Source organism: Acinetobacter sp. F-1 (genome assembly GCF_022869025.1).
In the GTDB taxonomy this organism is placed as follows: domain Bacteria; phylum Pseudomonadota; class Gammaproteobacteria; order Pseudomonadales; family Moraxellaceae; genus Acinetobacter; species Acinetobacter pseudolwoffii.
The window spans coordinates 1-390 of record NZ_JAJKFX010000037.1 but is presented as its reverse complement, the minus strand read 5'-3'; the positions used below and the strand labels follow the sequence as shown (position 1 = coordinate 390).

Sequence of the window (390 nt, the reverse complement as noted above, 5' to 3'; positions counted from 1 at the left end):
TATAAATTTCAGGCAATAAAAAAGCAAGGCATCAGCCTTGCTTTAATATGATGGTGGGGACGGAGAGACTCGAACTCTCACACCTCGCGGCGCTGGAACCTAAATCCAGTGCGTCTACCAATTTCGCCACGTCCCCATCAGGGTACCAACTTAGCGTTGGATTTTTTCAAACTTTGGCAGAGGATCAAGGACTCGAACCTTGACGAACGGTTTTGGAGACCGTCATGCTACCATTACACCAATCCTCTACTCGGCCAGTTTACTCAATTGCTCAAGTAAATTGGTGGGGACGGAGAGACTCGAACTCTCACACCTCGCGGCGCTGGAACCTAAATCCAGTGCGTCTACCAATTTCGCCACGTCCCCAATGGCTGTGTATATTATAGAGAT

Annotated in this window: 3 tRNA genes; all 3 read right to left on the bottom strand. The window is 48.5% G+C overall.

Annotation, left to right across the window (positions count from 1 at the left end):
• Positions 1–51 precede the first annotated feature (51 nt).
• Positions 52–136, bottom strand: a tRNA-Leu gene (locus tag LOZ91_RS14570).
• 38 nt (positions 137–174) lie between these two features.
• Positions 175–248: transfer RNA gene (locus LOZ91_RS14565), tRNA-Trp, on the bottom strand.
• A gap of 33 nt (positions 249–281) precedes the next feature.
• Positions 282–366, bottom strand: a tRNA-Leu gene (locus tag LOZ91_RS14560).
• Positions 367–390: the final 24 nt, after the last annotated feature.